This window comes from Sediminibacillus dalangtanensis (assembly GCF_017792025.1).
Taxonomy (GTDB): domain Bacteria; phylum Bacillota; class Bacilli; order Bacillales; family Amphibacillaceae; genus Sediminibacillus; species Sediminibacillus dalangtanensis.
Window position 1 is genome coordinate 1,563,770 of sequence record NZ_CP046956.1, and the last position, 23,189, is coordinate 1,586,958.

The 23,189-nt window shown below is 43.0% G+C and carries 25 protein-coding genes and 1 riboswitch; of the genes, 16 read left to right on the top strand and 9 right to left on the bottom strand.

Annotation, left to right across the window (positions count from 1 at the left end; translation table 11 throughout):
- Nucleotides 1–623 precede the first annotated feature (623 nt).
- From ERJ70_RS07885 to ERJ70_RS07895, 3 genes are read left to right on the top strand one after another with little or no spacing between them, the layout of a single operon-like run.
- Nucleotides 624–1,583 (top strand): AAA family ATPase, encoded by a 960-nt coding sequence (locus ERJ70_RS07885; RefSeq protein WP_209368417.1) that lies wholly within the window; start codon nucleotides 624–626, stop codon nucleotides 1,581–1,583.
- A complete protein-coding gene (locus tag ERJ70_RS07890; RefSeq protein WP_209368418.1) occupies nucleotides 1,580–2,779 on the top strand; it encodes a DUF58 domain-containing protein in 1,200 nt (399 codons plus the stop codon). Before ERJ70_RS07885 ends, ERJ70_RS07890 begins: the two co-directional genes overlap by 4 nt.
- Nucleotides 2,776–3,969, top strand: a complete 1,194-nt coding sequence (locus tag ERJ70_RS07895) for a hypothetical protein (protein ID WP_209368420.1) — start codon at nucleotides 2,776–2,778, stop codon at nucleotides 3,967–3,969. Before ERJ70_RS07890 ends, ERJ70_RS07895 begins: the two co-directional genes overlap by 4 nt.
- A 636-nt stretch (nucleotides 3,970–4,605) precedes the next feature.
- Here the strand turns inward: ERJ70_RS07895 and ERJ70_RS07900 are convergent.
- Nucleotides 4,606–5,121, bottom strand: a complete 516-nt coding sequence (locus tag ERJ70_RS07900) for a GNAT family N-acetyltransferase (protein ID WP_209368422.1) — start codon at nucleotides 5,119–5,121, stop codon at nucleotides 4,606–4,608.
- A gap of 175 nt (nucleotides 5,122–5,296) precedes the next feature.
- Between ERJ70_RS07900 and ERJ70_RS07905 the strand changes: the two genes are divergently transcribed.
- From ERJ70_RS07905 to ERJ70_RS07935, 7 genes are all read left to right on the top strand, one after another.
- Nucleotides 5,297–5,530, top strand: a complete 234-nt coding sequence (locus ERJ70_RS07905; protein ID WP_209368423.1) for a phage holin — start codon at nucleotides 5,297–5,299, stop codon at nucleotides 5,528–5,530.
- Between the two features lie 17 nt (nucleotides 5,531–5,547).
- A complete protein-coding gene (locus tag ERJ70_RS20185) occupies nucleotides 5,548–6,669 on the top strand; it encodes an N-acetylmuramoyl-L-alanine amidase family protein (protein ID WP_309507397.1) in 1,122 nt (373 codons plus the stop codon).
- Between the two features lie 270 nt (nucleotides 6,670–6,939).
- Complete coding sequence (locus ERJ70_RS07915) at nucleotides 6,940–8,733, top strand: M3 family oligoendopeptidase (protein WP_209368424.1); 1,794 nt, start codon at nucleotides 6,940–6,942, stop codon at nucleotides 8,731–8,733.
- 333 nt (nucleotides 8,734–9,066) lie between these two features.
- Complete coding sequence (locus ERJ70_RS07920) at nucleotides 9,067–10,254, top strand: cation:proton antiporter (RefSeq protein ID WP_209368425.1); 1,188 nt, start codon at nucleotides 9,067–9,069, stop codon at nucleotides 10,252–10,254.
- 76 nt (nucleotides 10,255–10,330) lie between these two features.
- Complete coding sequence (locus tag ERJ70_RS07925) at nucleotides 10,331–10,744, top strand: universal stress protein (protein WP_209368426.1); 414 nt, start codon at nucleotides 10,331–10,333, stop codon at nucleotides 10,742–10,744.
- Nucleotides 10,745–10,852: 108 nt separating this feature from the next.
- Nucleotides 10,853–10,954, top strand: a riboswitch (TPP riboswitch).
- A 96-nt stretch (nucleotides 10,955–11,050) separates the two neighbouring features.
- Entirely contained in the window at nucleotides 11,051–11,626 is a 576-nt protein-coding gene (gene thiT / locus ERJ70_RS07930; RefSeq protein ID WP_209368427.1) for an energy-coupled thiamine transporter ThiT, read from the top strand.
- 47 nt (nucleotides 11,627–11,673) lie between these two features.
- The gene (locus ERJ70_RS07935; protein ID WP_209368428.1) at nucleotides 11,674–11,823 is read left to right on the top strand and encodes a hypothetical protein; all 150 of its coding nucleotides are present in this window, start codon (nucleotides 11,674–11,676) and stop codon (nucleotides 11,821–11,823) included.
- 140 nt (nucleotides 11,824–11,963) lie between these two features.
- On the opposite strand, the gene ERJ70_RS07940 is transcribed toward ERJ70_RS07935, so the two are convergent.
- The gene (locus ERJ70_RS07940) at nucleotides 11,964–12,323 is read right to left on the bottom strand and encodes a YflT domain-containing protein (protein ID WP_209368429.1); all 360 of its coding nucleotides are present in this window, start codon (nucleotides 12,321–12,323) and stop codon (nucleotides 11,964–11,966) included.
- Between the two features lie 160 nt (nucleotides 12,324–12,483).
- Here ERJ70_RS07940 and ERJ70_RS07945 point away from each other — a divergent pair, with 160 nt between their 5' ends.
- The 3 genes from ERJ70_RS07945 (at nucleotide 12,484) to ERJ70_RS07955 (ending at nucleotide 16,099) form a co-directional block, all read left to right on the top strand.
- Nucleotides 12,484–13,368: a DUF1028 domain-containing protein gene (locus tag ERJ70_RS07945; RefSeq protein WP_209368430.1), complete on the top strand. Its 885-nt coding sequence runs from the start codon at nucleotides 12,484–12,486 to the stop codon at nucleotides 13,366–13,368.
- A 184-nt stretch (nucleotides 13,369–13,552) separates the two neighbouring features.
- The gene (locus tag ERJ70_RS07950; protein WP_209368432.1) at nucleotides 13,553–14,980 is read left to right on the top strand and encodes a hypothetical protein; all 1,428 of its coding nucleotides are present in this window, start codon (nucleotides 13,553–13,555) and stop codon (nucleotides 14,978–14,980) included.
- A gap of 138 nt (nucleotides 14,981–15,118) precedes the next feature.
- A complete protein-coding gene (locus ERJ70_RS07955) occupies nucleotides 15,119–16,099 on the top strand; it encodes a zinc-binding dehydrogenase (RefSeq protein WP_209368434.1) in 981 nt (326 codons plus the stop codon).
- Between the two features lie 101 nt (nucleotides 16,100–16,200).
- Here ERJ70_RS07955 and spoVAE read toward each other — a convergent pair whose 3' ends face one another.
- The 5 genes from spoVAE to ERJ70_RS07980 form a co-directional block, all read right to left on the bottom strand.
- On the bottom strand, nucleotides 16,201–16,551 hold the full coding sequence (gene spoVAE / locus ERJ70_RS07960; protein WP_209368436.1) for a stage V sporulation protein AE: 351 nt from the start codon (nucleotides 16,549–16,551) through the stop codon (nucleotides 16,201–16,203).
- Nucleotides 16,551–17,567 carry a stage V sporulation protein AD gene (spoVAD, locus tag ERJ70_RS07965; RefSeq protein ID WP_209369216.1) on the bottom strand — a complete coding sequence of 339 codons (1,017 nt, stop codon included), beginning with the start codon at nucleotides 17,565–17,567 and terminating at the stop codon, nucleotides 16,551–16,553. The genes spoVAE and spoVAD overlap by 1 nt, the downstream gene beginning before the upstream one ends.
- On the bottom strand, nucleotides 17,567–18,031 hold the full coding sequence (spoVAC, locus tag ERJ70_RS07970; protein ID WP_245208149.1) for a stage V sporulation protein AC: 465 nt from the start codon (nucleotides 18,029–18,031) through the stop codon (nucleotides 17,567–17,569). The genes spoVAD and spoVAC overlap by 1 nt, the downstream gene beginning before the upstream one ends.
- 16 nt (nucleotides 18,032–18,047) lie before the next feature.
- The gene (locus ERJ70_RS07975) at nucleotides 18,048–18,521 is read right to left on the bottom strand and encodes a YhcN/YlaJ family sporulation lipoprotein (protein ID WP_209368440.1); all 474 of its coding nucleotides are present in this window, start codon (nucleotides 18,519–18,521) and stop codon (nucleotides 18,048–18,050) included.
- A 253-nt stretch (nucleotides 18,522–18,774) separates the two neighbouring features.
- Nucleotides 18,775–19,779, bottom strand: coding sequence for an aldo/keto reductase (locus ERJ70_RS07980; protein WP_209368442.1), 1,005 nt, complete (start codon nucleotides 19,777–19,779; stop codon nucleotides 18,775–18,777).
- Between the two features lie 173 nt (nucleotides 19,780–19,952).
- Between ERJ70_RS07980 and ERJ70_RS07985 the strand changes: the two genes are divergently transcribed.
- Complete coding sequence (locus ERJ70_RS07985) at nucleotides 19,953–20,399, top strand: hypothetical protein (RefSeq protein ID WP_209368444.1); 447 nt, start codon at nucleotides 19,953–19,955, stop codon at nucleotides 20,397–20,399.
- A 24-nt stretch (nucleotides 20,400–20,423) separates the two neighbouring features.
- Here ERJ70_RS07985 and ERJ70_RS07990 read toward each other — a convergent pair whose 3' ends face one another.
- A complete protein-coding gene (locus tag ERJ70_RS07990) occupies nucleotides 20,424–21,179 on the bottom strand; it encodes a hypothetical protein (protein ID WP_209368446.1) in 756 nt (251 codons plus the stop codon).
- 227 nt (nucleotides 21,180–21,406) lie between these two features.
- On the opposite strand from ERJ70_RS07990, the gene ERJ70_RS07995 reads away from it, so the two are divergent.
- Nucleotides 21,407–21,805 (top strand): hypothetical protein, encoded by a 399-nt coding sequence (locus tag ERJ70_RS07995; protein ID WP_209368447.1) that lies wholly within the window; start codon nucleotides 21,407–21,409, stop codon nucleotides 21,803–21,805.
- A 48-nt stretch (nucleotides 21,806–21,853) separates the two neighbouring features.
- On the opposite strand, the gene ERJ70_RS08000 is transcribed toward ERJ70_RS07995, so the two are convergent.
- Complete coding sequence (locus ERJ70_RS08000) at nucleotides 21,854–22,036, bottom strand: hypothetical protein (RefSeq protein ID WP_209368449.1); 183 nt, start codon at nucleotides 22,034–22,036, stop codon at nucleotides 21,854–21,856.
- A 169-nt stretch (nucleotides 22,037–22,205) separates the two neighbouring features.
- Here ERJ70_RS08000 and ERJ70_RS08005 point away from each other — a divergent pair, with 169 nt between their 5' ends.
- Complete coding sequence (locus ERJ70_RS08005) at nucleotides 22,206–22,784, top strand: class I SAM-dependent methyltransferase (protein WP_209368450.1); 579 nt, start codon at nucleotides 22,206–22,208, stop codon at nucleotides 22,782–22,784.
- The last annotated feature ends 405 nt before the right edge of the window (nucleotides 22,785–23,189 follow it).

Consider the following 23,189-nt stretch of genomic DNA (forward strand, 5'->3'; position numbering starts at 1 on the left):
GTCGATCTGCCTTAACGGGCAGATTTTTTTTACTGTATAGGAAATGATAAATTTGACTGTCTGTGGATCATTATTGGCTGAAACAGCCACGTCCAGCTCCAGCGCCTAGCCCCTCGAGGTCTTAAGCCCACCCTCTGTGTGGCAAAAAGCGCCATGCCGAAGCTGTTCTTAAGCTTGTCGAGGGCCCACACGATGTGGGTCATGCAGGCGTTGCCACAGGACGTGGCGGCTCTAGCCTGTAATCCTTTAAACAGGCGCTTGCGCTTTTGTCCTTTTCAGATAGCCCAGTCCGAAAATTAAAAAGACGAAATGATAAATAAATAGCTTCGCTACGGCAGAAAACCTTTCCATGGGTAGCGGCTTCCGCATCCAGAAGTGAAGAATGCCTTTTTACAGGTTTCGGAAGCATGCGTTTCTTATAGGAGTTTGCGTGTTCTGCCTCCGTTGATAGGAAGTTTCTCCATCACCCGGAAGTGACAGCCTTCCCAAATCATTTTTAATTTTTCATGGAAGCGAAGAATTGGGAAAATGCAGGGGGTATTTTATTGAAAATTTTGCCGATTTCTCCCTATTCGCCTATTAAAAATGATAAAATATGTAAAAAGACAATCCAAGGGGGAAGTATGGTGTCATCATTACAAGCAAAAATTACTACAGCAAAACAGGAAATCGGAAAGACTATTATCGGAAAAGAACTGGCAGTAGAACTGCTGTTCACCGCTGTGTTGGCAGAAGGGCATATCTTGCTCGAGAGCGTTCCCGGTTCTGGGAAAACAAAGCTTGCCAAAAGCTTTGCGACCATCATCTCCGGAGACTTTCAAAGGATTCAGTTTACGCCGGATGTACTGCCAAGCGATGTAACAGGAATCCAATTTTATAATCCGAAGACGCAGGAATTTGAACTGCGGACTGGTCCAGTATACTCGAACATTTTACTCGCTGATGAAATCAACCGTGCTACACCGAAAACACAGTCAAGTCTGCTGGAGGCAATGGAAGAAAAGCAGGTGACGGTGGACGGGGAAACAGTAGCGCTTCCAGTCCCGTTTTTGGTGATTGCCACTCAGAATCCGGTGGAAAGCAACCACGGTACCTTCCAATTACCAGAAGCGCAGTTAGATCGTTTTTTATTTAAAATCGACATGGGCTACCCATCTTTAGAGGAAGAGCGGACAATCCTCGATACATACAGGGAAGCTGAACCCTTTTCTGAGCTGCAAAAGGTTATAGAGCTTGAAGAATTGGTGGCTTGGCGGAAGCAAGTAAGACAAGTAACAGTCTCGCAGCCTGTGCGGGATTACCTGCTCAAGCTGGTAAGAGGCACCCGTGAGCATCATGAGATCGAGTTGGGCATCAGTACCCGGGGAGCTCTGGCATTGATGAAAGCAGGACAGGCTTATGCATTGATCAAGGGAAAAGACTATGTAAGCCCGGCGGATATTAAATTACTCACCCCTTATCTGTTTGAACACCGACTGATCTTGAACATGGAAGGCTCTATTCGTAAAACACCAGCTCAAGTATTGGAGGAAATAATCAGCCAAATAGACGTCCCAGTGGAAGCAGGAGAGCCTGTATCATGAAGTTGGAAAAAAGAATCGGCGATCAGTTGAACTATGGTTATGAATTAATGGTGTTCCTGGTCAGCGTTATTTTTGTCTTCAGCATTATTTTTAATCGTCCCATGTTATTCGGACTAGTAGCAATTGTTACCGCATATTTATTTATCAACAGGCTGTATGAAAAGAACATTGGAAACCGTTTGGTGATCGATAACCCAGCGAAAAGCATTCGGTTATTTCCAGGAGAAGAGAGTGCTATTTCTTTTTCATTCAGCAATCAATCCCGCTTACCGATAGTGAATGGCAGACTGTATTTCGCAATCGGAGAAGTGATAGAAGGGAAAGAGGACAACGACGAAAAGAGCGCCACCCATAAATTCGGGATTCCTTTTTCTATGGCTAGAAAAGGAAAAACGAATGTCACCTTCCCTTTCACGGCAAAACAACGAGGAACAGCAAGAATACATAATATCCATTACTTATTTCCCCACCTTACGGGATTTGATACCATCCGTTTGACTTTCAACGGCTTCTATCGTACGGAGTTGATTGTCTACCCAGAACCGTTGCCGGTTCAAGGAGTTCAAAGTGTATTTGTACAAGCACCGGGGAATCAACGTGCGGTCATTTCCCCTTTTGAAGATACGATGGATGCAGCTGGAGCACGGGACTATGTTAGTTCTGACTCTTTTTCCCGCATACATTGGAAAGCGACTGCGCGAACGACGAGGCTTCAGACCAAAGTCTATGAACGTAGTCTGGATTTCACCTGGGTAATGGTCATTAATCTGGGAGAAACAAGCAGGCTTGGCAACCGGTATTTTTCTGCCTCTATGGAGAAAATACTTTCCCAGGTGACCTATTTTTGCTATGTTGCTGTGCAAAAAGGATATCCTTTTGAAATCTATATCAATTTACAACGACCAGGCAGAAAACGATTCTTCTCGATAGAAACTGGAAGTGGAAAAACACATCTAAAAGAAGCACTGGAGATGCTGGCAAGAGTGGATAAAAACTATAAGCTGGAAACTTCTGGCACATTGCTTCAGTTTGTGGATAACCATATGTATAAACAAAAATCTGTCGTATTTTTCGGAGAAATGGATGATGCAACCAAACACTATGCCAACAAGTGGAGTAAACAAGGGATTCCGGTGTTTTATGTGGAAGAATCGAAAGAAACAGGAGCGATGAAAGGTTGGGGGGCATACCGATGAACCGTACAGCCCTTACGATTACTCGTATCTATCAATTCATAAGTGAAGCGATAGTAATTTATTTGCTGGCGGTACCATTTTTATGGGTATTTCATCTGGAATATTCGTTTTGGAGTTATTTTCTTCTCGTCTGTATCCAGGCAGTCACCGGCTTATTGATTATGCGGGTTACTGCAATATTGGCTGCTCTCATAGTCCTTGGTGCTGCCATTACCGCAATGGCTGGTTTTATCCTCCACGTTCCCTGGCCGGCGGCTGTTATCACAGGAGTCCTACTATGCTGGAGATTCATAAAACATCAAGAAGATGCCGATCATCAGCATGAAAAAGCCATTCTTGGACTAAGTTTTTTCATGTTATCGGGGTACCTGCTGTTAAGTACCGATATCACTTTTTTGGCAATAGGCCTTGTTCAGTTTTTACTGATTTTGTCTGGTTTTTTACTTCGCAATGTTTTTAGCATGGAAAAAGATCGGGGATTCGGTGTTTATATCGTAAGCGGAACGATAGGTATTTTCGCTGCCGCAGGGCTGGTTATAGCCTTACTATATAACGGCGCCCGATCCATATATTTATTTGCCGGTGGTTTGTTTTCTTCATTGGCAGGCGGAGCCATGGCAGCCTTGCTGAGCCCATTTGATTTGGAGCCTAATTTGGAAAAGACAGAGCGGAACGGAAATGAGACAGAGCAAAATCAAGGGGCAGAGGATCCACTACCAGACCGTCCTGAACAATTTAATGGAGAAGCAATAGATCGAGTTTTTCATATTGTGGAATGGGTGGTGATCATCGGTGCGCTGGCTATCATTGTATGGATAATCCTTAAGGTATACCGAAAGCGGGTACAAATGGAAACGGTTGATAGCTCTAAACCAATGGTCACTTATGAAGTGCTGTCTGATCAAGACAAGCAAAAGGGATGGCGACTATTGAAAAGGCGGAAACCGCAGATAGACGATACTGTCCGTCAATTGTTTTTAGAATTTGAATTGTTTGCCGCCAAAAGAGGACTTGGCAGAGAGCGGTTCGAGTCGATAGAGGACTGGTTCCAACGAATCGGTTTACAGGTGAACGACACAGAACTTTATCAACGGGTTCGATATGGAGAAGAACAACTGGAAGAGGATAAAATAGCGGAATTCCGGGAGGGAATAGCAGAATTAACCTCCCGCTTAGAGGAAAAATTATAAGGAAATAGAGGCATGGTGCTTTGTCTTGCATATGGGGATACGAAATAGAGCCTGGGACAAAAGCATCGTGACCAAAATGAAAACCGAACGATTCCACCATTCGTTCGGTTTTTTGATGAGCAAAAAGCAAAACGTTTAACCCTATGAAAAGTGCCACTTTCCACTCCGGCAAGGTACTTCGCTTTCCGCGGGCACGGCCAGCTAACTTGGCAAAGCATACCGCTTTGCCAAGTGGATCTTCAGCTCGCGCTCATCCGGCTGGAGTCTGCGTACCTTGCCTCCGTTGAAGGAGATACATTCTCTTCTGGTGTGATTTCCGTTTTGCCTATTGCTGTTACAGATAGAAAACTGAGCTGCATGGAAACAGCCTTCTTATGCTATTGTCCAATTTCCGAAGAATAAAGGCCCCCCCATGCTGATTTCTCGTCTTCGTCACTGTTTAGATACCTATCAGCCAATAAAAAAATATGGTTCATCTTGTCTTGATCATGTGGAAATCAGATCACGAAATCGTAGCGATTCGAAGCACGCATCAAACAACAGGATTAAAAGAGAATATACAACTAAAAACCGAACGAATTTGATTTTAAAATTCGCTCAGTTTTTGCTTTGGTGGCCATGCTTTTGTCCAGACCACTATTTTTCGTTTGTTTCGTCCATCCCCTCCAACGGGCATGTCATCACAATAAATTCAATATTATTGTTCATAAATGCGCCTTGTATGGTGAAACCCACACGTTGGTATACAGTTACAGCCCGCTGATTGAAGGCCGCGACAGTTAAACGCACTATACGGGGTTGAAAGGTTTTAATGCCGAATTCCATGCCTCTGGTCAGGAAACTGGTGCCTAATCCTTTTCCGGTTAAATTAGGTCGGAGACCAAGTCCGATATCAAGAGCGGTTCCGTCATAGAACCCTTCTTTTTTTCCTGCAGGGACCTGGGCACTTTCCCCAAAACAGAAATATCCTATTAACGATTCATTTACCGTAGCTCCATAGTAAGATCCGTTTAATAGTTCTTTGATTAATGCAGGACTTCCGTCATGACTGTATAAGTCATAAGGTTTTTCATATTGCCAGGATGAAATCTCCCGTGCACAATCCTCGCTTAATGCATCGATAGATACTGGTAATCCTCCGATCAAGTTCATCGCACCTTACTCCTGTCTTCAAACAATTATATTAGTGAAACTATTCCTATTGTAACACAGATATATGTGGATTCCTGCCGAAAATAAGATAGCTGCCGTGCCCGAAATTGTTTAATTTGATTCTACTATTAGGAGAAGTATTATGCTTCCCAATCTAGACTGAGGAGGTGACGAAATGGACAAAGGGACATGGGTCAGAACCGTTGTGTTGGCTTTGGCTCTCGTAAACCAAGTGCTTGTCATGTTCTCCAAGTCTCCACTTCCAATCGACAATGAAATGGCGGAGCAAATAACAGCCAGTATTTTCACCGTCGTTACTTCTGTCTATGCATGGTTTAAGAACAACTATGTTACGAAGAAAGGAAAGCAGCAGCGAGATATTCTAAGACAAAACGGGTTATCAAAATAAAAGGAGGGGATCGGTAAGTGGCACCTATTTTAATCATTGATCCCGGCCATGGGGGAAACGATCCAGGCGGCGGTTCCAATCAATATTGGAGGGAAAAAGACCTGAACCTGCAAATATCGCTATATCAGTTTCAACGATACCAAGAGCTGGGTGTTCCAGTTGCTATCACTCGAACAAAAGATCAAACCCTTACTCCAGAAGAACGGACACGTCTGGTTATAGACAGTGGAGCCGACTATTGTCATTCCAACCATATAAACGCAGGGGGCGGGGATGGAGCAGAAGTCATCCACTCCATATACAGCGATGGCAAAATGGCGAAAGCGATTGGAGAAGAATTACGGAAGGCCGGACAAAATCTCCGGAATATTTATACGAGAACACTGCCCGGTAACAGTAACCAAGATTACTATTTTATGATCAGGGATACAGGCCAAGTTGAAACGAATATTATTGAATATGGTTTTGCCGATTCAAGTGGCGATGATATACAGCAGCTAAAAGAAAATTGGAGAACATTAGCAGAGGCGGTTGTAAAGGCATTTTGTCAATTTGCAGGATATCAGTATCAATCGCCTTCTGGCTCAAGTAGTAAGAACGTTGGGAGCAAACCGGTCAATGTTTCTCCTACAAAACAATCATCGAACGGCAGCTCTGCCGGTCAGACACTGTATCTTCCGGCTGATGCGAACTCATGGCGTGTTTATCCTTTAGGTATTTCTCCGGTGAAAGGCAACGAAAAAGGGTTTCTTAGACCAGCAAAATTTGGTGGATTAGAATATAGGATTGAAGGAACAACCCAGGCAAATGTTTACATCATCGAGACAGCAGATTTTGGCAAGGTTCAGATATATGCACATCCAAATACAGGCGCAAAAATTGTCCAGGGAAACAAAAGCGGTACCAATCAACCTGCCTATGCAGGCCACAGGGTGGAAAGTAAAGTGAATAACTTGCGTTTTTACAACCGCCCTTCTTGGAGTGACGCCCATGTGGTCAATACGATTGATAAAGGTATCGGGTTTCCGGAAATCCTCGATAAAGTGAAAGTTGGCAGAAGTTATCAATATAAAGTCAAAAATTCCAAAGGATCGATTTATTATCTTACAGCCAATCCCTCATATGTTCGCGTCATCTGATTATTTCAGCATGAACCAGGAATGAAGCGTAAGAAAATCAGGGAACCGGGGACAGTCCCCATCACTGCTGATTCTGCAAAAATTTGCAGGAAAAGTGGTGTTGAGGGACTGTCCCCACACAAGCTTAATGGCGGATAAGCGATTTCATTCTGGTAAAAAAAGCGGTATAATAGAATACTAAAATAGGGAAATAACAAGTAGGAAATAATTAGGGAGGGAACTGCCCCTTTCTTTCTTGCTATTTTGCTAGAAGATAAGGAGAGGTGTTGGATGAATAGCAGATATAATCCGCGTTGGGACCTGGAATCTATTTTTTCCGGTGGAAGTGAATCGGTCGAGCTTGAAAATTACATAGCCGTTTTGGAAACGGATTTGGATCAACTTTCCCAGCAAGTGAAAGGGTTTCCGCTGCCGAAACAGCCTGAGGATGTCGCTTATCTGGAGAGTATGATCAGTTTACTAGAGAAAGTATCCAAGCAACTAGGTGAGGTGTCAGCCTTTGTCAGTTGCTTGACGGCAGAGGATGTACATGACTACAAGGCAAAACTGCTTGTAGGAAAAAGAAGTGAGCTGAGTGCAGCATATTCTGCGAATTTGACGATTCTGGATCGTAAATTTGTACAGATTGATTCCGATGTTTGGAATGGTCTCCTTCAACAACCGACACTCGCTCCGTTCTCATTCATTCTTGACGAAAGACGGCAAAATGCGATGGACAAGCTGCCGGTCGAACAAGAAATACTGTTGAACGATTTGGCAGTGGACGGTTATCATGCCTGGGGAGAAATGTATGATGCAATTGTGGCAAAAATGGGGATAGATTGGGAACAAGATGGAAAGAAAGAGCGACTATCCATCGGACAGGCGGCTAACTTGTTAAGTAGTCCTGATCGAAGTGAGCGTAAGTCTGCATTTGATAAGTTGGAAAAAGCATGGCTGGAGCAAACAGATTTGTTCAGTGAGACGATTAATCATCTAGCCGGCTTTCGTCTGCAGACATACAAACATCGCCATTGGGAAAATGTTTTAAAAGAACCGGTCCAGTATAACCGGATGAGTGAGAAGACGCTTAATGCGATGTGGGAGGCAATATCTAGTCATAAAACGCCGTTTGTTTCTTATCTCAGGCGAAAAGCTGAGTTGCTTGGCTTGGAAAAACTGAGCTGGTTTGATCTCGATGCTCCTGTTGGGGAAAATAACAAGACCATCGATTACGATGAGGCTGCAAGAATTATTATCGAACAATTCAACCGTTTCAGTACCGGGATGGCAGAATTTGCCCAAATGGCTTTCGACCAACGCTGGATTGAAGCAGAAAATCGTCCTGGTAAACGTCCGGGAGGTTTTTGCACAAGTTTTCCAGATAGTCGGGAAACGCGAATCTTTATGACCTATTCAGGCACTCCCTCCAATGTAGCCACATTGGCACATGAACTCGGTCATGGATATCACCAGTTCGTGATGAACGATATTGAAATACTAAATCAGGATTATGCAATGAATGTGGCCGAAACAGCTTCTACTTTTGCTGAAATGGTTGTAGCCGATGCTGCTGTGAAAAATGCAGAAACCAAGGAAGAAAAAATTTCTTTACTGGATGATAAAATTCAACGTAGTGTGGCATTTTTCATGAACATCCATGCTCGTTTTCTGTTCGAAACAAAATTTTATGATGAACGTAAAAAAGGCCTTGTCTCTGCTGAACGCTTGAATCAATTGATGAAACAGGCACAAAAGGATGCGTACTGTAATGCGCTTTACGGTTATGATCCAACTTTATGGGCATCTAAACTTCATTTTCACATTACTGATGTACCTTTTTACAACTTCCCTTACACATTCGGTTATTTGTTTAGCCTTGGCATCTATGCGGATGCACTGGAATCTGGTCGAGGTTTTGAGGACAAATATGTTGCCCTTTTAAGAGATACTGGACGAATGAGTGTGGAGGAATTGGCTAAAAAACATCTGAATGTCCACCTGGACAGAATGGAGTTTTGGGAGAAAGCCATCCAATTGTGCAAGGACGATGTGGAAGAATTTTTAAAGCTGACAGAGCGATAAATACTTGTTTTATATAGTACGAAGGGAGCGGAACAACCACCCGCAGTGGTTGTTCCGCTTTCCGTTGTTATGGAGACGATTTTCGTAATACCTGAAAAGCAACAAGGTCTGAAAAAAGTGACTTGATGAATAAGAAATTTTGCCATGTGCGATTTGTAAGCCAATGCCTTTTTCAGTTCAATCAATTCGGTTGATTGAAGGATACAAGTTGGTTTTCTGGGAGACAGTTAAAAGACAGCAGAAAAACATATGCTTATACTGCCAGTTTAAGCCGCTCGCTTTAAGGCTAAAGAATAGATATAGAAATGAATGTTGTAGAAGGGAGTCTCAGTCATGTTAGCGCATCAGATCGTTTTGCTATTATTCTTAGGCTATATCGTTTTTTCCATTGATAAAAAACAGAAGTATTTTCCGGTACCAATGGTGTTGGTGCTTTTAGGAATCGCGTTATCGTTTATATCCTATTTCGATTCTCTCAAAATTACCAAGGAGATTATTTTCAACGTTTTTTTACCAGCCTTGTTGTTCACTTCCGCATACCAGTTTTCACTTGATTCGTTAAAGAAAAATAAATGGATCATTGCTACGCTTACTACTGTGGGACTAATGGCGACTGCTGGACTTCTAGGTGTCGCCATTTATTTTATCAGTGGGCCTTTCCTTCAAATTTCCCTGTTAGGAGCGCTTTTGATTGCGGCAATCCTGACACCGACTGATCCGGTCTCGGTTGTTTCCATTTTGAAGCAATCAACGGGAAATGAAAAAATAGCCGATATTGTAGAAGGTGAATCGATGGTGAACGATGGAACAAGCATCGTTGTCTATTCGGTACTTTTGACTATGTATAAAAGTGGAGAATCTTTCTCAATTGTTTCCTTCTTAAGCGAATTTTTACTCGTATCTGCAGGCGGGGTCATCCTCGGGATTATTTTTGGCTGGCTTCTCAGCAGGGCTGTGCACTATACACACCATAAACAGTACCAGGTTATGCTCAGCATCATCGTCGCATACGGAAGCTTCCATATCGCGGAAAAAATTGGTATTTCTGGTGTCTTGGCAACTGTCACTGCTGGGATCATGCTTTCTTGGGAATTCGGTAAAACGGAAAAAGAAGATTATTTCCATGACTCACTTGATGGGTTCTGGACCATTGTTGAGCCGTCTGTGTTAGCCCTCATTTTCCTGCTTATCGGCATAGATGCTGCAGATTACCTTGCATTTCCCGGCTGGGTCCTTGCTTTTATCATTTTTGTTTTATCGCTTGTTGTCCGTTTCCTTGTATTGGCTGGTTTTACGAGCGCGGTACCTGCCTGGAGGAAAAAATTCAGTGCAGGTGACGTTGGCCTGATTACCTGGTCCGGCATAAAAGGAACGATGTCGGTCGCATTATTGTTGGGATTAGAAGCGGGTGTAGATCAGGATAATGTTCTAGTGTCTTTGACTTTCGCAGCCGTCTTATTGTCATTAGTCATTCAAAGTGTCGGTGTCTATCCATTGACGAAAGAAAAAGAAAAAGAATAAGCCTGTGAAAATTTTTCTCCATCAGTTGGTGCCTTTCTTTTACTAATTGAATAGACTGCAATAGAGGTGAACGCCCATGCAGAAAATTTATTTGGTGCCAGTCGATGGCAGTGAACAATGTTTATCGGCAGTTGATCATGCTGTAGAAGCGGCGCTTGAAAGTGGTTATGGAATCCGATTGTTGAACGTCCAGCCGAAAGTCCATACACAGTATGCGCAATCAAAAGTCGGAACAAAGACGTTGGAAAACTATAAAAAGGAAACATCCGACAGAATCCTGAATCAAGCAGAAGAGAGAATAAAGGATCAGGTAGAGGTTGTTTGTAAAACACGCTGGGGAATCCCCGCAGTGGAAATATGTGAAGAGGCAAAAGGGAAAGCGATAAAAGGAATTATTCTAGCACCGCGAACAGCAAAGAAAAAGCTTGGAAGCGTCACTTATAAAGTCTTGCAAAAGTCGACTGTCCCAGTAACTGTCATTCCAGTTTAACGGTATAAGCAATAATAATTCCGCAAGATATAACTCCAATCCATCGTTTCCTTTTTGCGGTGCAAGGCAGTTTTCGTTATACTGTGTCTAACAAAAAAAGAGGATGCCGAAGTCTTCAGGGGGAGCCAACTGGCTGAGAGTGAACACTGATGTTCAGACCCTTTGAACCTGTTAGTTAACACTAGCGTAGGAATGGCGGCTTTTATGATGGCGAGGTAAGCAATGCAACGGGTATTTCCATCAGGAAAGCTTTCCCCTTTTGCATTGCTTTTTTTGTCGATAACTAAAACTATGGGGGTGTGCACGATGGAAGCAAGGCAAACACTGTTTTTGGTCGAGGTAGCTATCATGTCTGCTATGGCACTCGTACTTGATATTATTCCTTTCTTATCGTTTAAAATTTGGCCGCAAGGCGGCTCTGTATCCTTCGCCATGATACCAGTATTTCTTTTTGCTTTCAGGTGGGGCATGAAAGGGGGACTGTTGAGCGGTCTGTTGTTCGGGGCATTTCAAGTGGTGACCGGTACAGCTTATATTCTTACACCATTACAAGGATTGATAGAATACGGTTTGGCCTTTACTGCTCTCGGTACTGCAGGAGTTGTATCAACAAAGGTACAAGCAGCACTGAAAGCAGGAAAACATTCAGTATTTTTTGTGTACATTTCACTCGGTGTTCTTCTAGGATGCAGTTTGCGTTTTTTGGGTCATTTGTTGGCGGGCGTATTCTTCTTTTCGGAAAATGCGCCCGAAGGACAGCCGATTTGGCTTTACTCCGCAATTTATAATGGTTCTTACATGCTTCCGGCGTTTATATTGAGTTCGATAGTCATTTCCTTTTTGTTCTATAAACAGCCACGGTTGGCAGAAGCCAGACCATGATAACGACGAAAACGGATCGTAAGGAGGAAAAAGGAGGTTGAATTTTAATGAAGGAACTTATCGGCAACTGTATTCGTTGTAATAAAGCTGTTTATTGTAAGGATGGTTTTTTTGACGGTATTCATCATGAGGGGAAACTGCTTTGCGTTGATTGTAGTGAACAGGACGAACTGGAAGAAGAATCAGACAAACAGTGATCCTGAAGTAATTGAATCATGGTACATAATCTTAAAGCATACCAACCGATGCGTTTTCTTTCCCTGTATGGAACATTCCTAATTAACAAATAGGGGCTTGTCCGCAAAAGTCTTTCTTTTGCGACAGCCCCATATTCTTCTTAAAGGGTATTGGTTAAAATTTCTTCTACGTTATCGGTATTGGTAACGACCAGTAAAATTTTCCCTTCGTCCAATTCTTCCTCATAATTATTAGCTTCCACATCAGATAAACCTACTTCTTTCAACTTGGTACGAAGTTCGTCTCCTTTTTTATTGAACAGATTACCAACGGCACTTTTTAAGTTCATCTCGTTTAATCCGATGGTATTGGCGTCTGCATTATCTGCAACACGTTTCGACCGATCGCTGTCATGGGCAAGAACATATACGTTATCTTTATCAATGCCCTTTTGACTTAATTTGTTTACATCCTGTTGTAATTGTTCGTCGTTTGTATATTTGCGAATAAATGGTGACATATAAAGCCCTCCTTTTTTATTTTCCATTTCATAAATAAAAATACCCTTCCCACATAGAATGAAACGCTTTAAAGGGGAGCTCCAACCATACATGATGTCAGAAAAGGATAAATTTTCAGGTAAATAAATTGCTGTTCTTGGTAGTATTGTTCTAAAATGAATGCAGGTCATTAAGGGGGGAATAAATTTGAAGAAAAATATCGTAGCAACTTTTTCCATTGTCGGAGTGGATCCGGAAACAGGAGAACATGGGATTGCTGTTCAATCAAAGTTTATTGCGGTAGGGTCTGTCGTGCCGTGGGCAAAGGCTGGAGTGGGAGCAGTAGCGACCCAGGCTTTTGCCAATCCTTCTTACGGTCCACAGGGTCTTGAGCTTCTTGAAAAAGGGTACACACCTGAAGAAGTTATTGACCTTTTGACAAAAGACGATCCACAGAGGGAAGAACGTCAGGTTGGCATAGTAGATGCGAAGGGAAACAGCGCTACTTATACTGGGGTACATTGCTATGATTGGGCAGGAGGAACCCGCGGAGAAAATTTTGCGGCCCAGGGAAACATTCTCGTAAATGAAGCCACTGTTTCCCATATGGCTAAGACCTTTGAACGATCACAAGGAACATTGGCAGAACGCTTGCTGGCATGCCTGCAAGCTGCCCAAGAAGCTGGTGGGGATAGTAGAGGAAAGCAGTCGGCAGCACTGTATGTTGTGAAAGATAAGGGAGGATATGGTGGGTTCAATGACAGGCTTGTCGATTTACGGGTTGATGACCATCCTGAACCTATCCAAGAAATTATCCGTCTTTATCAGCTTCAGCAGCTTTATTTCGGTGAGATAAAACAGGAAAACGTACTTCTGATTGAGGGAACAACAAAGCAGAAGGTGATCTCTGGTTTGGTAAACAAGGGATATCTCCGGAGTATGGAAGTATCCGAGGAAGAGCTTCAGAAGGGGCTGACGGAGTACCTTCATACCGAAAATTTTGAGGAAAGGGAATTAGAACCGGGTAAGATTGATAAAGAAGTATTGGATTTTTTAAATAAGTAGTAACATTAAACGTCTTAGCCATAGAGGCTAAGGCGTTTCTTATAGGATAGCTCTGTCGCCCCAGTAGTAATACAGGGGAAAGAGTCTAGGCACTCCTTCAAGGATGCGCCGGAACTCCATGGTCTCCGATTGCATAGGCTATAGCACACACATAAGCAGTACCAATTGAAGGGAGTTCCTTGCTATGGAATTGACTGTATCCCATTGGTTGTACGGTTCTTTTACGTTATTAATTATCCTTACGATGATTTTTCGTAAAGGGGTGGTACTGCCAACGCTTCTGGGTACCTTTCTGGTTTCCTGGGTTTTTAAAGGCAGCGTCATCGGTGGATTCACAGCCATTTTTAACGCTAATCTTGTAGCTGCGAAAGAACTATTTAACATCTTTTTGATTATCACTTTTATGGTTGCGCTGCTTCATTCCTTAAAGGATCTGGATGCCGACAGACGAATGATTCAGCCAATCCAAAAGGTTATGGTCAATGGACATTTAGCCTATTTTGTATTAGTTGGTGTTACTTATGTTATTTCCCTGTTTTTTTGGCCCACCCCAGCTGTCCCTCTTATTTGCGCTCTTCTCGTTCCAGCTGCCATCCGAGCGGGGCTGCCTGCAGTTGTGGCAGCGGTTGCTGTAGCTCTTGCCGGGCAAGGCATGGCTTTGTCGTCTGATTATGTCATTCAAGTGGCGCCAGGCCTATCTGCAGCAGCTGCCGGTGTGGAAACGGCAGCTGTATTGGAGAAAGGACTTGTATTATCATTGATAACTGGTGTCATTGCAATCTCCGTTGCTTACTTTGCCAACCGCCGGCATATCCGTTCCCAGAATGACCCAAGGAATGATGTAGAATTAAGCATGATGCGGGGGATAGACGATCAAGATCAACCGTTAAATGGTAAGCAGGATGTCCCACCTTGGGGTAAATTTTTTGCTGTAGTTGTGCCATTATCTATGTTATCTGTCATGATATACATGGTTTCAACAAAGCTTACATCCGGAAGAATGGGAGGATTCGAGGGAGGGGATGGTGCTGCCTTTATCGGTGGTGTCGCAGTAGTATTGCTGTTATTGTCGACCGTGGCATTTGGCAAGCATCGTGCACTGGATTATATCAGCGAACATATTACCAATGGGTTTGTCTTTGCTTTTAAGGCGATGGGACCGGTGATTCCGATTGCCGGATTTTTCTTTCTCGGAAGCGCTGACTTTGCCAGTTCCATTCTTTCCATCGAGGCAGACAAGGCCCCTGGACTGCTGTTTGATTTAGTGCAGTCATTACAAGCGTATCTTCCAGAGAGCTCCGTACTGGCAGCGTTTAGTATATTGATTATTGGGGTCATTACAGGACTTGATGGCTCTGGATTTTCTGGCTTGCCGTTGACTGGGGCATTGTCTGGTGCTCTGGCGGACGGAACAGTTGATCCGTCTGTACTTGCAGCTATCGGTCAAATGGGATCGATATGGACTGGGGGAGGAACAATCATCGCCTGGTCTTCATTGGTTGCCATTGCCGGATTTTGCGGTGTACCGGTCATGGAATTAGTACGAAAAAACTTTCTGCCTGTAATGACCGGATTATTTATTTCAACCCTGCTGGCACTATTTATATTCTGACACCATCTAATAGAGGGACAGCTCCGGAGAAGGGGACTGTCCCTCTGTTTACTAGTGAACATAATGTTTCGTGATGGGGGAAGGCGTATGATACCATAAGAAAAACCGTACATACTTTTATAAGGAAAGGATGATTGGATGAAAGCTTTTGTCCATCAAGGTGATACAATTGCTTATAAGGAAATAGAGGAGCCTGAAACTGGCAAAGGAATGGTCAAAATCAAGCTGAAAATGGCTGGTTTGAATCACCGGGACCTGAATATACCAAAACGAAGAGGCAGCCAGCCTGAACCATTAGTGTTGGGATCCGATGGTGCTGGGACGGTTGTCGAAACCGGAGCAGGTGTTACCGGAATAAAAGAAGGAGACGAGGTGATTCTTAACCCAGGCTTGGGTTGGTACCATAACAGCGATGCACCTCCGGCAGGTTTTGAAATCTTGGGAATGCCGGATAATGGAACGTTTGCTGAATATATTGTGATAGCAGCAGAGCATGTTGAGAAAAAGCCGGCCTTCTTGACATGGGAGGAAGCAGGAGTACTCGCTTTGTCTGGTTTGACAGGTTACCGGGCCTTAGTTACCAAAGGTAGTATCCAGCCAGGGCAAACGTTGTTCATTCCCGGGGCAGGCAGTGGGGTTGCAACCTTTTTAATCCAGTTCGCGAAAGCCAAGGGTGCCCGTGTTATTGTCTCTTCCAGAAGCGAAAAAAAGCGGCAAAAAGCACGCGAATTAGGTGCTGACAGGGCAATCGATACTAACGGTGATTGGCAGGAAGCCTTATCCGAAGAACAAATCGACCTGGTGATTGACAGCGTCGGACGGGCTACTTTCAACCGGTCTCTGGATGTTTTGAAAAAAGGCGGCAGGCTTGTCAGTTTTGGAGCAACAACCGAAGACGAAATAACGATCAATATTCGAACATTCTTTTATGGACAATATCAATTGTTTGGCTCAACGATGGGGAGCAGAGAAGAATTGCGTGATATGCTCCATTTCATGGAGGTGCACAAGATTCGTCCAGTAGTAGGAGAAACCTTTGATTTAAAAGAAACAAAAGCGGCATTTGATTATTTGCGGGAGGCAAAGCAGTTTGGCAAGGTGGCGATTCGGATAGACTGATTATCAAGTATCCTGTACAAAACACCATGTCCCGTTCCTTTAAGGGTTATCTTTTTTAGGAGCGGGACCTTTCTGTTTTACCAACCATCATTTTTGCTGAATCACCCTTTTGGCTTAAATAAAATAGCACCGATCATGCCAAAAATAATTGCTGCAGTGATGCCGGAACTTGTCATTTCGAACATACCGGTAACTACACCGATTAAACCATGCTGTTCAGCCTCCTGCATAGCACCATGAACCAGTGAGTTGCCAAAACTGGTAATGGGAACAGTAGCACCAGCACCTGCAAAGTCGATAAGTGGTTCGTAAAGACCGAAACCGTCAAGCAGCGCCCCAATTACTACCAATATACTAAGTGTGTGGCCAGGAGTCAGTTTGAGAATGTCGAACATCAACTGACCAATTACGCAAATAAGACCGCCTACGACGAATGCCCAAATAAACATCATTACGTTGTTTCACCTCCGGATTCGATTGCTACAGCATGGGCAATACATGGAATAGACTCCTTCTGCTGAGTAGTCAGTGGTGATAATAAGGCACCGGTGGCTACAACCAATATACGGTTCAGTTCCCCTCTTTTCATGCGATTAAGGAAGTGGCCGTACGTAACGACAGCAGAACATCCGGCACCGCTTGCGCCGGCATTGACATGCTGCTCTTTACTGTAAATAGTCAGGCCGCAATCGACATAGTTTTCATCGAGAATCTTCGTTCCATTCTTTTTGAATAGGTCAAGGGTGATTTGGCGTCCGATTTTTCCTAAATCACCGGTAATGATTAAATCATAGTGGGAAGGCTCAAGGTCTAAATCGTTGAGATGTGCTTCAATCGTATCCACAGCAGCTGGTGCCATAGCCCCGCCCATATTAAATGGATCATTCAGGCCCATATCGATTACTTTGCCGATAGTAGCAGAAGTGACAACCGGTCCTTGTCCAGAATTGCTTAGCAATGCGGTTCCTGCCCCTGTCACTGTCCATTGGGCTGTTGGAGGTTTTTGTCCACCGTATTCAGTGGGATAACGAAATTGTTTTTCAACCGCAGCATTGTGACTGGATGCCCCGGTCAACACATAGTTCGCGCCACTAGCATTTACTAGGAACGCACTAAGGGCAAGTCCGGCCATCGAAGTGGAACATGCCCCAAATAGTCCCAAATAAGGTGCCCCCAATGTTTTCGCCGAAAAGCTTGTAGGAGTAATTTGATTGATCAAATCGCCGGCTAGGAAAAATTGAATTTGGTCTTTGGTTAATCCTGCTTTGTCGATTGCTTGCTGACCTGCTTTTTCGAGCAATACTTTATGTGCCTTTTCAAAAGAGTCCTGTTCCATATACAGATCGGGATGAAGCAGGTCAAAATCTTCTGCTATGTTACCCTCTGCCTCGAAGGGCCCGCCAACGGTACCTGTCGAAATGATTACCGGCTTATTGGCAAATGTCCAAGTTCGTTGGCCAGTTAGCATCATATTACCCCCCATTGAATAAGTAAAGTTTTTATCAACGCAATGATAAATGCAGAAAACACACCAAAGAGAATGACCGATCCAGCCAGCTTGAACATGTTTCCGCCGACACCGAGGACGAATCCTTCCGTTCGATGTTCAATTGCTGCAGATATGACTGCATTGCCGAATCCAGTTACCGGCACAGCGGAGCCAGCCCCCGCAAATTGTGCAAGCCTATCATATACACCGAAACCAGTTAGCAGCATCGTAATGAAAATTAGTGTAGCCACTGTCGGGTTGCCTACATTTTGCTCGGTGAAATGGAAAAAATGAATGTAGAAAGTGGATATCAATTGACCAAAAGCACATATCAAGCCACCGATAAGAAACGCCCGGATACAGTTTTTAAAAACCGGCCGTTTTGTTTCCCGTTGTTTGGCGAATTGTTGATAATCTTGATTCGTTTGTTTGTTGGTAGTCATTGTCATCCCTCGTTCTTTATGCTTGATCTGAAATCAATTTCTTTATCCTGTTGGTTTCCTGGTCTAACTTTTTCTTGGATAAATCCTTTGTTTGCAACCGTCCTTCTAACTCATCGAGTTCTAAGTAAATTTTCTTATCAGTAGAAACGGTCACCTTTTTATCCTTGAACTTTTTTTCCAAGTCCGACGTGATTCTCTTTTCCAATTTTTTAAGTCGAAAGCGATCCAATTGCCGGACTTCTATAGCGACGAGCAGCTGATCAGAAGTATTGACTCCCCGTGCTCCAATTACTTCTTGTTTTTTTAGTACGGATCTTTTTGCTTGGTTAGCTATTTCCTGACTGATTTCTGCTTTATTGCTTACTTGCGTTAAGTCGTAATCGGGATCACTGCTGGCACTGCGTCCATCCTCGTTGTTTGCACACCCTGCCACCGAAAGGAAGAACAATAGCAAAGCTGGCAGAGAAGCTTTTTTCCATATGTGTTTCATCTGCATCACCTGTATTAGTAAGTATGAAAAGCCAAAGCAGGAGCTGGCCATTAATTTCCTGCTGTCTTAGCATGAACCTGTTGCAGACAAATATACTTTGTATTAATTACCTTTGAGAATTAATTGAGCAGTAAAGCAATCAGGGGAAAAGCCGTGGATGGTTAGGGTTGGATAAAGTATGAGAAAGTAAAAACTTGTAGAAAAACCAGAGGTTTTTCTACAAGCTTTGTCAAGGCAAATTTTATATTGTTCCTTATAATTCTTGTTTATTAGGTGGAGCCATAAACTCAACACCAATAGGCGATTTCACTGTTCGCATCAGGATTTCGTCTATATCCCTCATCGTTTCATCATCGATAGAAAAATCCCAAAGATTATCTAATGGAGCTAGTTGGTCCGGGTGTCGCGCCCCCCATAACGAGATAGTCGATCCAGGTTGCTGAAGATTCCAACGCAGAGCTAACTCAAGCACATTTTTTTGAAATCTATCCTGCGCCAGGTCATCTAATTCTTTGACTGCCTTCAAGTATTGTTCAAACCGGGGAGATTGAAATTTCGGATCTGTATCTCGACGGATATCTCCATCAGGAAACTGACTTTCTTTGGTGATCTTACCGGATAAGAGCCCTCTGCTCAGCGAACTGTAAAGAAACGCTGTCAATTCTTTTTCCTCCGCATAGGGCAGGAGTTGATTCTCACTATTTCTTTCAAACAAATTATGTGGTACCTGGATCGCATGGATGGGAGCTGCTTCCCGGAAAATGTCCATTTGCTCGGTAGTGAAATTACTTAGACCGATTGCCCGTATTTTCCCTTCTTTATATAAATAATTCAATGCTTCCGCTGTTTCATAAAAAGGAGTCAGCGTGTCGGGCCAGTGGACATGATACACATCGATATAGTCGGTTTGAAGGTGGTGCAGGGTCCGTTCGATATCCTTGTGAATAAAGGATTTGCTGGAATCCCGAAACAATCCATCCTTTTCGTTCCAATTAATTCCCGTTTTAGATGAAAGGATGACTTCGGAACGATCGAGGGAGGAGGTATGCAGCGCCTTGCCAATGATCTTTTCCGCTTTTCCAAATCCGTAACCAGGAGCAGTATCAAGCAGCCTTATTCCTTTGTCCAAGGCAGCATGAATGGTTTTTTCCGCTTCCTGTTCATCCGTGCCGCCCCATTGAAAGCCTCCGATTGCCCATGTTCCGAGTCCAATTTTACTTGTTTCTATATTGGTTTGTTTCATTGTCATATTTTCCATGATTTCCACCTCCATTAATAATGGGCACTGATAAAGCAATTCCCGTTATTACTGTCATTCAATCATAAAAAAATTGTCGGCAATATGAAACTTTTTCCATAGATCCATCGTCTATAATATAGGGTAAAGGTAATACATAGATGGTGGCTTCAGAATAACAGAGGAGGAGAAAGATGGTAAAAAAATTGCTGATGATTTGTACGACATTGGCTGTTATTGGGGGAGCAGCAGCTTATTGGTTTGTGGAAACATCCAGTGCAAAGCTGGCGGAACCTGTACAGGTTAGCGAGCAAATGGAGGATTTTATTATGCATGTCCAAGTTGAAAAAAACGAAGAGGGATTTCAAGTTTTAAGATCGCTTGAATATATTGGAGATGAGCCGATTGTCTTATCTCATCGTACTCCATTGATATCACTCCGTGTCAATCATGATGCGAAAAACTTCACAGGCAGTCCAGTCACCAAAGAGCTGAACCCCGGAGATGTATATCATCCCCAGGAAGCAAAAGTATTCAATCCATTAAAAAAGGGCAGTCACACTTTGTATATGGATTGTGAATTTTATATTGACGGTGAACGCAAAAACATTAAAGCACATAAAGAAATGGTTTTTCAATGATAACAGAAATGTCGAAATCTTCAATTATTCAATAGTCAATTCTATCGTTTTTGTCGGTTGATCGGATAGATACCAGGTTTCAAGTGACTCTTCGGTACCCGATATGGCTGGTACCGTCACGGATATCACCTGGTTGTTTTTCCAAGATGCCGACAGGACCGGCCAATGATATTCGTTCTTGAATGGTTCTCCGCTATCCATCAGCGTCCTTTGCCTGCTCATTTGTTCCAAGTCGACAATCACCATCTTGTCTTTGGAAATATCCGTTTCCAAGCCAGGCTCTTTTCTGTTGAAAAGTAGTAAGAGAAGGTCATTTTCTGGTGAAATAGAGGCGGATTTAAACATCGCTAAATCTGCTGCAAGGTAAGAACCGCCTTCTTCCTGCTGATTCAGGAGAAGGTAAGAGCAACTATCCTCTCTGCAGGTAAACTCCAAAAGGTAAATTGTATCCTTATCCGGTATATCTACTCTTGTTAATGACATATCCTCTATTTCCGCTTCTCTGTCTGGAACCGCAGATAAGTAATGCTTCAAAATCGTGACTTGATTTAAATCAATGACAACTTGTTCGTTCGGCAAGGTGAATTCAAGCAGCATCTCCTCTGGCTCTGAATCCTCATCCTTTTCTTCCGTATCTTTTTCAACTAAGACAGGTTTTTTTTCTGTAGCATCTGCATGTTCTTCTGATTTAACCATCACTGGCTGGGCATCATCATCTGAACAAGCAGAACCTGCCATAACGAATGATAACCCGATCAAAAACAGCAAACCTGCACGCATAAGTGTCACTCCCACACCTCATTTTAGTCGCTTTGTTATTATTATACCGAAAATTGAATGAAAAGCTTAGAAAAACGGTCTTCTGTTCTTCAGGTTATGGTCAGCATACCTTCCATATGTTTATACATGTAGTAAGAGAGGGGAAGCTGTCATCTCTACTCTACTACAGGAAAGAGTTTCTAATTTTTCAAAAGTGGTAAAAGTATTTTAGGATGGTTATTAATAGAATGAATAAAACATCTTTAATGGTAGGAAAGGTGCTGACAATGGGGAACTTAATTGATTTTGACCAAAAGAAAACGAAGAAAAGAATGAAAGAGCTCGCCCAATCGAAAGGGGTTGTATATGAAATTTATTTAATTGTTGTAAAGTATGTCTATAGGTATGCTGATAAAGAAAGAGTCGATGCCTATGACTTCTTGACAACGGAAGCAAGTTTGTCCAACTTGTTTGCTGGAGACAGGAACAAATTCAGACAGACTTATGATGAGTTGATGCGCTACTGGGACTTAACGAACGTTTATGATCGGGATGTCCTCGGGGGAAAGGAATTTCAGCAATTCCATACAATTGGAGATTTGTGTTTTTATATTGAAGAAAAATTAAACAAGGAAAAAGGTTTATAAATCTAACAATGAGGCGTGCACCAGCCGGTGCACGCCTCATTGGTTTCCTCAAAGTTTTTCTGCTTCATCCGTTTCGTGCTCGGCGCCACGTTTGATGTAATCCTCATTAAATGCTTCCAGTTCTTCCGTCGTCAAATCTGTATCGCTGTTTTTCTTTTTACCACTTGTTTTAAAATATACAAGGACACCGATAACAAATGCAAGAACGATAAGTAAAAAAATCCATGTCATACTGTATTGCCCTCCTCGTGTCTGTTATTTTCTATATTTTCCCTATATTGCTGTTTTTTAATCGACAGCTTTTCAGAAATTTTTCCAGAACATCTATAAAATGCAGGGTGTTTGAAGTGCGAAATAAAAGGCTACATATCAGTATACTTATCAGGGAAAGGGGATAAACATGGCAGGAGAATTGTTTTCTTATCAAAAAGCAGATCAATTATTGAACCCCGAAAGAGAGGAATGGGTTCCGATTGATCAAGTCATCGAACTATTGAATTTGCAGGGAAATGAAAAAGTGATTGATTTAGGGGCGGGTAATGGTTATTTGACTATACCTATAGCAGAAAAAACGGATGACCGGGTGGTTGCAGTCGACGTCCAACAGGAAATGCTCGAACAGCTTGCTGATCGTGCTGTTGATCAAGGACTCGAGAATATAGACAGAATGCCAAGTGGAATCGATTATTTGAATTTTCCTGATAATTCATTCCAGAGAGGTGTTGCTGCATTTGTCTTTTACGAGGTGAATGAGCTGGAGCAAGCTTTGCAGGAAATCCATCGGGTCATTAGTGAAGATGGCAGGCTGCTTATCATAGAATGGGAAAAGTCGAATCATGAGGAAGGGCCTCCATTGGATGTACGTCTTCCAAAAGAAGCCTTGCAGGAAAAACTGGAAAACTTCGGTTTTTCCGTGACAAATGGTAATTTAAACAGCAATATTTATTACATGGTAGCAGAAAAAGTAAAACACATATGAAGAAAAGATGCGGACTTGTTCTCAAAGACGGAGACGGGTTCGGCCAGGAGTCTGAGGAAAAATCCATCTAGATAGCGTTTTGAAAAAATCCTTCGCTTTTTATAATGAAGTTACCTAATAGGAAGCGGGGGAACCACATGAATATTTATGAAATGGAAATCGAATTGGAACGGCGAAAGCCAAAACACAAACAATTGAATAGTGGATAAAAGACCAGCTGAACTTAGCTGGTCTTTTATTTTTGTACTTGTATAGGAAATGATAAATTTAACTGTCTGTGGATCATTAGTGGCTGAAACAGCCACGTCCAGCTTCAGCGCCTACCCCCTCGAGGTCTTAAGCTTGTCGGAGGCCCAAACGATGTAGGTCCTGCAGGCGGTGCCACAGGACGTGGCGGCTCTAGCC

Bases quoted from the DNA above. Each gene is read 5' to 3' on its own strand.
- ERJ70_RS07895 (WP_209368420.1), top strand. From the start codon at position 2,776: ATGAACCGTACAGCCCTTACGATTACTCGTATCTATCAATTCATAAGT.
- thiT (WP_209368427.1), top strand. From the start codon at position 11,051: ATGGAAGCAAGGCAAACACTGTTTTTGGTCGAGGTAGCTATCATGTCT.
- spoVAE (WP_209368436.1), bottom strand. From the start codon at position 16,551: ATGATGTTTATTTGGGCATTCGTCGTAGGCGGTCTTATTTGCGTAATT.
- ERJ70_RS07900 (WP_209368422.1), bottom strand. From the start codon at position 5,121: ATGAACTTGATCGGAGGATTACCAGTATCTATCGATGCATTAAGCGAG.
- spoVAD (WP_209369216.1), bottom strand. From the start codon at position 17,567: ATGCTAACTGGCCAACGAACTTGGACATTTGCCAATAAGCCGGTAATC.
- ERJ70_RS07945 (WP_209368430.1), top strand. From the start codon at position 12,484: ATGCAGGTCATTAAGGGGGGAATAAATTTGAAGAAAAATATCGTAGCA.
- ERJ70_RS07885 (WP_209368417.1), top strand. From the start codon at position 624: ATGGTGTCATCATTACAAGCAAAAATTACTACAGCAAAACAGGAAATC.
- ERJ70_RS07940 (WP_209368429.1), bottom strand. From the start codon at position 12,323: ATGTCACCATTTATTCGCAAATATACAAACGACGAACAATTACAACAG.
- ERJ70_RS07925 (WP_209368426.1), top strand. From the start codon at position 10,331: ATGCAGAAAATTTATTTGGTGCCAGTCGATGGCAGTGAACAATGTTTA.
- ERJ70_RS08005 (WP_209368450.1), top strand. From the start codon at position 22,206: ATGGCAGGAGAATTGTTTTCTTATCAAAAAGCAGATCAATTATTGAAC.
- ERJ70_RS07975 (WP_209368440.1), bottom strand. From the start codon at position 18,521: ATGAAACACATATGGAAAAAAGCTTCTCTGCCAGCTTTGCTATTGTTC.
- ERJ70_RS07985 (WP_209368444.1), top strand. From the start codon at position 19,953: ATGGTAAAAAAATTGCTGATGATTTGTACGACATTGGCTGTTATTGGG.
- ERJ70_RS07915 (WP_209368424.1), top strand. From the start codon at position 6,940: ATGAATAGCAGATATAATCCGCGTTGGGACCTGGAATCTATTTTTTCC.
- ERJ70_RS07920 (WP_209368425.1), top strand. From the start codon at position 9,067: ATGTTAGCGCATCAGATCGTTTTGCTATTATTCTTAGGCTATATCGTT.
- spoVAC (WP_245208149.1), bottom strand. From the start codon at position 18,031: ATGACTACCAACAAACAAACGAATCAAGATTATCAACAATTCGCCAAA.
- ERJ70_RS07950 (WP_209368432.1), top strand. From the start codon at position 13,553: ATGGAATTGACTGTATCCCATTGGTTGTACGGTTCTTTTACGTTATTA.
- ERJ70_RS08000 (WP_209368449.1), bottom strand. From the start codon at position 22,036: ATGACATGGATTTTTTTACTTATCGTTCTTGCATTTGTTATCGGTGTC.
- ERJ70_RS07980 (WP_209368442.1), bottom strand. From the start codon at position 19,779: ATGGAAAATATGACAATGAAACAAACCAATATAGAAACAAGTAAAATT.
- ERJ70_RS07890 (WP_209368418.1), top strand. From the start codon at position 1,580: ATGAAGTTGGAAAAAAGAATCGGCGATCAGTTGAACTATGGTTATGAA.
- ERJ70_RS07990 (WP_209368446.1), bottom strand. From the start codon at position 21,179: ATGCGTGCAGGTTTGCTGTTTTTGATCGGGTTATCATTCGTTATGGCA.
- ERJ70_RS07995 (WP_209368447.1), top strand. From the start codon at position 21,407: ATGAATAAAACATCTTTAATGGTAGGAAAGGTGCTGACAATGGGGAAC.
- ERJ70_RS07905 (WP_209368423.1), top strand. From the start codon at position 5,297: ATGGACAAAGGGACATGGGTCAGAACCGTTGTGTTGGCTTTGGCTCTC.
- ERJ70_RS07955 (WP_209368434.1), top strand. From the start codon at position 15,119: ATGAAAGCTTTTGTCCATCAAGGTGATACAATTGCTTATAAGGAAATA.
- ERJ70_RS07935 (WP_209368428.1), top strand. From the start codon at position 11,674: ATGAAGGAACTTATCGGCAACTGTATTCGTTGTAATAAAGCTGTTTAT.